The sequence below is a fragment of the Methylocucumis oryzae genome (genome assembly GCF_000963695.1).
Classification (GTDB): Bacteria; Pseudomonadota; Gammaproteobacteria; order Methylococcales; family Methylomonadaceae; genus Methylovulum; species Methylovulum oryzae.
Genome location: NZ_LAJX01000353.1, coordinates 1 through 5,425 on the forward strand (window position 1 = coordinate 1; position 5,425 = coordinate 5,425).

At 50.9% G+C, this 5,425-nt stretch carries 7 protein-coding genes and 1 pseudogene; all 8 read left to right on the plus strand.

Features of this window, described 5'->3' with window-relative positions; genetic code table 11:
- Window positions 1-412, plus strand: a 412-nt coding sequence (locus tag VZ94_RS24000) for a GNVR domain-containing protein (RefSeq protein ID WP_275575355.1), incomplete at its 5' end; no start/stop codon positions are given.
- Complete coding sequence (locus tag VZ94_RS24930; RefSeq protein WP_239650138.1) at window positions 309-947, plus strand: CpsD/CapB family tyrosine-protein kinase; 639 nt, start codon at window positions 309-311, stop codon at window positions 945-947. The genes VZ94_RS24000 and VZ94_RS24930, both read left to right, overlap by 104 nt.
- Window positions 948-1,003: 56 nt before the next feature.
- Complete coding sequence (locus VZ94_RS21420; RefSeq protein ID WP_275575359.1) at window positions 1,004-1,972, plus strand: Gfo/Idh/MocA family protein; 969 nt, start codon at window positions 1,004-1,006, stop codon at window positions 1,970-1,972.
- Between the two features lie 137 nt (window positions 1,973-2,109).
- Entirely contained in the window at window positions 2,110-2,862 is a 753-nt protein-coding gene (locus VZ94_RS24010; protein WP_192828701.1) for an LbetaH domain-containing protein, read from the plus strand.
- A 54-nt stretch (window positions 2,863-2,916) separates the two neighbouring features.
- Window positions 2,917-3,997: pseudogene (locus tag VZ94_RS21430) on the plus strand (DegT/DnrJ/EryC1/StrS family aminotransferase).
- Window positions 3,998-4,022: 25 nt separating this feature from the next.
- Window positions 4,023-4,517 carry an NAD(P)-binding domain-containing protein gene (locus VZ94_RS31300; RefSeq protein WP_275575356.1) on the plus strand — a complete coding sequence of 165 codons (495 nt, stop codon included), beginning with the start codon at window positions 4,023-4,025 and terminating at the stop codon, window positions 4,515-4,517.
- 63 nt (window positions 4,518-4,580) lie between these two features.
- The gene (locus VZ94_RS31305) at window positions 4,581-5,135 is read left to right on the plus strand and encodes a nucleotide sugar dehydrogenase (protein ID WP_275575357.1); all 555 of its coding nucleotides are present in this window, start codon (window positions 4,581-4,583) and stop codon (window positions 5,133-5,135) included.
- Window positions 5,092-5,349: a UDP binding domain-containing protein gene (locus VZ94_RS31310; RefSeq protein ID WP_275575358.1), complete on the plus strand. Its 258-nt coding sequence runs from the start codon at window positions 5,092-5,094 to the stop codon at window positions 5,347-5,349. The genes VZ94_RS31305 and VZ94_RS31310 overlap by 44 nt, the downstream gene beginning before the upstream one ends.
- Window positions 5,350-5,425 lie beyond the last annotated feature (76 nt).

Sequence of the window (5,425 nt, forward strand, 5' to 3'; positions counted from 1 at the left end):
GCAGCGTTATAAAGAAATCGGTGTGGCTGGCGTCGGCGCAAACAATATCGCCATTGTAGATACAGCTAAAGTTCCGGAGGGACCCTCTTCACCCAATCTGCCACTCAATCTCGCTTTGGCACTCATAGCGGGTCTAGGCTTGGCTGCAGTCGCAACTTTCGCTCTTGACCAGATTGATGAAGGTTTGCGTGATCCGACGCAGGTTAATCGCCTGCTGCAAGTACCATTGCTTGGAAGTGTTCCAAATGCCGAAGAGCAAGATGCGCTGGAAATGCTTCGCGACCCGAAATCGGCGCTTTCGGAGGCTTATCTCAGCATCCGCTCGAACCTCGCCTTCTCGACGGACCACGGTATTCCAAGGTCGCTTATGGTTACCAGTACAAGACCAGCGGAAGGCAAGAGTTACAACTAGCTTAGCTGTCGCGACGGTTCTCGGACGGACAGGCAAAAAAGTGCTGTTGCTCGATGCGGACATGCGATCGCCTTCGATGCATCAGTTTACAGGACAGCCTAATCGGATGGGATTGAGCAATTTCCTCGCCGGCGAGAATGACTGGCGGCAGTTTATTTTAGATACTGGCGTCAAAGGACTGCACCTGCTGCCGGCTGGTCCGACGCCCCCTAGTGCTGCCGAACTATTAAGTAGCGACCGTATGCTTATGCTGGTGCGCCAGCTAACTGAGCATTTTGACCATATCGTAATCGACTCTCCACCAATTCTTGGCTTGGCGGATGCCCCATTACTTGCTCGCGCTGTCGAGGGCTGTGTGTTTGTTGCTGAAGCAGAGGGCGTCGCTGTGCGCGGGATCAAGGCTTCATTGGGACGCCTGCAATCGGTGCATGCGCATATTCTCGGAGTAGTGCTGACCAAACTGCGGAATAAACAGGCTGGCTATGGATACGGCTACGGTTACGGCTATGGATATGGCGCAGTATCAGAAAGTTAATTATTGCCGCATTCTCCGCAAAGAGCATATTGATTGAAAGTTTCCGTGTGATAGACGTGAATAGTACACCGCGAGTTGCACTTATCGGCTGCGGTCGATGGGGTAGAAATATTGCCCGAGTTTTGTCAGAACTCGGAGCGCTCCGGCTGGTTGTAGATCCTGCTGCCGACAAAATAGAAGGTTATGTGAGCGGCCTTAGGGCCGAAGTAACTGCCGACATAAACGCTGCGTTCGTTTCATCAATCGACGGTATTGCAATAGCAGCACCCGCCATAGATCATTACGCACTCGCCAAGCGCGCGCTTGAAAATGGCAAAGCCGTATTTGTAGAAAAACCGCTAGCATTACATCTTGACGAAGCATCTGAACTACAAATGATCGCAGAGGAGGCCAACCTGCCGCTCGTAGTCGGACACTTGCTGCAATATCATCCTGCTTTCGAAAAGTTGAAGCAGGTAATCGCCAGTGATGAAGTCGGCGAAGTCCGCCATATCAGCTCCAATCGCCTCAACCCCGGCGCCATCCGGACTGAGGAAAACGCGCTGTGGAGCATGGCACCGCATGACTTTTCCATGGTGCTCGGTATAGCTGGTTCGGAACCTGTGTCAGTCGAGGCACTAGCTGTTCGCGTTGTTAACCCGCAAATACCGGATCAGTTTTCAGTCCAATTACGATTCTCGGAACAACTAACGGCGCAAGTCAATGTTTCTTGGTTGTCCCCCTTTAAAGAACACAAATTGACGGTGTTGGGCACCAAGGGAGCGGTTGTGTTCGAGGATACGCACTCAGAAAGAGACCGCAAGTTGGTCATTTACAGAGATTATGTTGCGCACGGCGATAATGGTCCCTCATTCGTGAAGGGGCCTGGCGAGCCCGTCGAGTGGCCACCACTTGAGCCACTTCAACAAGAAATGTCAGCATTCTTGTCTTGTATTAAATCTGGCACAGCCGTTCCGACAGGGCCGGCAGAGGCTATACCTGTTTTACGATTGCTTCATCGCGCCTCGGCAGCAGCAGGCCTTTGATGTTCAGGCTGTCCGATTATGATGGGCTAGCGGGGATGCACGTGCTTCGGGATGGACCATTCCAATGCACGGGAAAGTTATCGACCCCCATCGAGGGATTATGCGTCCCCCTTCGTTCTGCTAAATTCGTCGATGAAGTGAACCAAAACGTCAATGTCTTAGCAGTTATTACAACGGCGGACATCGCAGACCTCGTTGACAAGCGTTTCGCACTAGCGATCGCCGAACACCCCGATGCAGCCCATTCTGAAGTCCACGCAGCCCTTGCGGCGCGACACCAACAGATACTCCGAGCACAGGCCAACGACATCGACCCGACGGCGGTAATACACCCGGCGGCTTCAATTGCGGATCATGGCGTGAAGATTGGGCCTCGGGTTTGGATTGGAGCCAATGTAAACATCGCCGCTGGCGTAAAAATTGACGGTGATTGTGTTTTACATCCCGGCGTTAGCTTGGGCGTGCCTGGCTTCAACACGGGCATTATTGCTGGGCGCCAGCGCATAATACCACAGGTTGGTGGAGTGCGCCTGAAGCCCTTTGTAGAACTTTTGAGTAATGTCTGCGTAGCGCGAGCTCTTTTTGGCGGCGATACATTGATCGGCGAGGAAGTTGTTGCCGATAACCTTGTTTACATTGCCCACGACGTACAAATCGGAAATCGCGTGCAGATATGTGCATTAGTAAACATATTGGGGCGTACAATCGTCGGCGATGCAGCCTATTTGGGACCCTCATGTGTTATCAAAAATGGTCTCCAAATAGGGCGTGGCGCAAAAATCAGCATTGGGGCTGTGGTTACACAAGATGTTCAGGAAAATGCGGTCGTAAGCGGAAATTTTGCGATCCCTCACGAGAGATTTCTTCATCACCTTAAATCCATTAGATAACGAGAGATATTGTGCAATTCATTGACTTAAAATCGCAGTATCAGCTGCTACGCAATGAAAATCGGCGCGCGAATTGACGCCGTTCTCGAAAAGCAGGCTTTTATACAGGGACCCGAAGTTCAGGAACTCGAGCAGAAGCTTGCAGAGTTTTGCGGTGCAAAGCGGGTGGTTACATGTGCAAATGGAACCGATGCCTTACAGCTTGCAATGATGGCGTTGGGCATCGGTCCAGGCGATGCCGTATTCGTTCCAAGCTTTACCTATACAGCGACCGCAGAAGTTATTCTCTTGCTAGGTGCATGTCCGATCTTCGTCGATACCGACCCGACAACATTCAACATAGACTTTGCCAGCGCGGAAAATGCCATCCAGAAAGTGCGCACAGTCGGTGAATTGCGTCCGGCCGCGTTGTTGACCGTCGATCTCTTTGGCCAACCTGTAGACTATTATGAGGCACGAAAATTGGCGGATCGTCATGGTCTCGCCTTTATTTCGGATGCTGCGCAGGGTTTCGGTGCAAGCTTTGATGAAAAGCGCGTTGGTTCCAACTTGGCTGACATCACAACGACAAGCTTTTTTCCTGCAAAGCCATTGGGATGCTATGGAGATGGCGGTGCTGTGTTCACGGATAATGATGAATGGGCGGAAACAATCCGTTCAATCTGCCTCCATGGCAAAGGCAAAGAGAAATATGATGTTGTGCGGGTCGGCGTAAACAGTCGCCTAGATACTTTACAAGCCGCGATCTTGTTGCCCAAGCTTGCGATATTCGCTGATGAGATCGAAAAACGTCATGATGTGGCGCAAACTTATTCAGAGTTGCTGTCCGGTCATGTACACGCCATTAATGCCGAACGGCGCAGATCGTTTTGCTTGGGCTCAGTATACAATTAAGGTTAGCAATCGCGATGCGGTGCAGGCGCGCCTTAAAGAAGCCGGGATACCTTCCAATGTCTATTATCCCCGCCCTATGCATTTGCAGCCGGCATACCTGCCATTCGGTGATGGCGAAGGCTCACTCCCAATCGCAGAACAGCTTTCGCAGCAAGTGCTCAGCCTTCCAATGCATCCCTATCTGCAGCAAAGCGAAATTGAACAGATTTGCGCGGCAGTGATCGCGGCCACGACAGACTAAATCTAATTTGAACAACGGAAAAATAATGACAACTGACAATCATATTTTGGCGAGCTTCGTTGAAAAAGTTGCGAAGTGTGGTGCCCGCATAGGGATTATCGGTCTTGGCTATGTAGGGATCCCCCTTGCGCTCCGCTTCCAAGAAGTTGGTTTACAGGTTCTCGGTTTTGATATCGATCTGGAACGCGTTGAATCACTGAATAGGGGCGAGACGCCTATTAGGCACATTGCAGCGTCCGATATCCAATCGATGTGTGCGGGGGGCTTCGAAGCGACCGCCGATTTCACGCGAATACCGGAAGTCGATGCCATCATCATTTGCGTTCCGACGCCGTTGAGCCGACACCGCGAGCCCGATCTGACGTTCATTGTCGACACCATGCACTCGGTGGAGCCTCATTTGCGTGCTGGCCAACTTTTGTCGCTTGAAAGCACGACTTGGCCAGGTACAACTGCGGAGGTTCTAAGCCCATTCATCACTCGACGGGGTTTTGAAATCGGTTCCGACTTTTTTTTCTAGTTTACTCTCCTGAACGTGAGGATCCCGGCAATCCTAACTTCACCACACGCACTATTCCTAAAAGTGGTCGGAGGTGAAACCGCCAACTGTCTGCTTGCTGGTGAGGCTCTTTATGCCAGCGTTATCGATCGCGTGGTTCCGGTTTCGTCTACGCGTGCTGCTGAACTAACCAAGCTTTTGGAGAATATCCATCGCTCGGTGAATATCGGGCTCGCGAACGAAATGAAGCTGATTGCAGACCGTATGGGGATCGACATTTATGAAGTGATTGATGCGGCAGCCACAAAGCCATTCGGCTTTACACCTTATTATCCAGGACCTGGTCTGGGTGGTCACTGCATTCCGATTGACCCGTTCTACCTGACGTGGAAAGCACGAGAGTTCGGATTATCAACCCATTTCATCGAACTTGCCGGTGAAATTAATCGCGACATGCCTGAATGGGTGGTCGGTAAAGTTGCAGATGCATTGAATGAACGACAAAAATCATTGAAGGGCAGCCGCATTTTGGCACTTGGCATCGCATACAAACGCGATGTCGATGATATGCGGGAATCTCCGTCGGTCTTTTGTTATGGAACATCTACGAGATCGTGGCGCTATTGTCGCTTATTCTGACCCCAATGTTCCTGAATTTCCCAAGATGCGGGAGCATCATTTCGACCTCGTGTCCGAAACTCTTACAGCTGAAAGCATCGCATCTTTTGATGCCGTTGTTTTGCTGACTGATCACAGCGATTTCGATTACGAGTTAATTTTGCGTCATTCTCAACTGATTGTTGATACACGCGGGAAATATCGACAAGCCAATAGCAAGGTGGTTAAAGCATAGGGGTGCGTCGCTGGCCGCGGCTCGGCAGAAAAATTCTGCTAAAGGGCAGTACGATTGGATTCAAGGATAATAATAA

Bases quoted from the DNA above. Each gene is read 5' to 3' on its own strand.
- VZ94_RS31300 (WP_275575356.1), top strand. From the start codon at position 4,023: ATGACAACTGACAATCATATTTTGGCGAGCTTCGTTGAAAAAGTTGCG.
- VZ94_RS31310 (WP_275575358.1), top strand. From the start codon at position 5,092: ATGGAACATCTACGAGATCGTGGCGCTATTGTCGCTTATTCTGACCCC.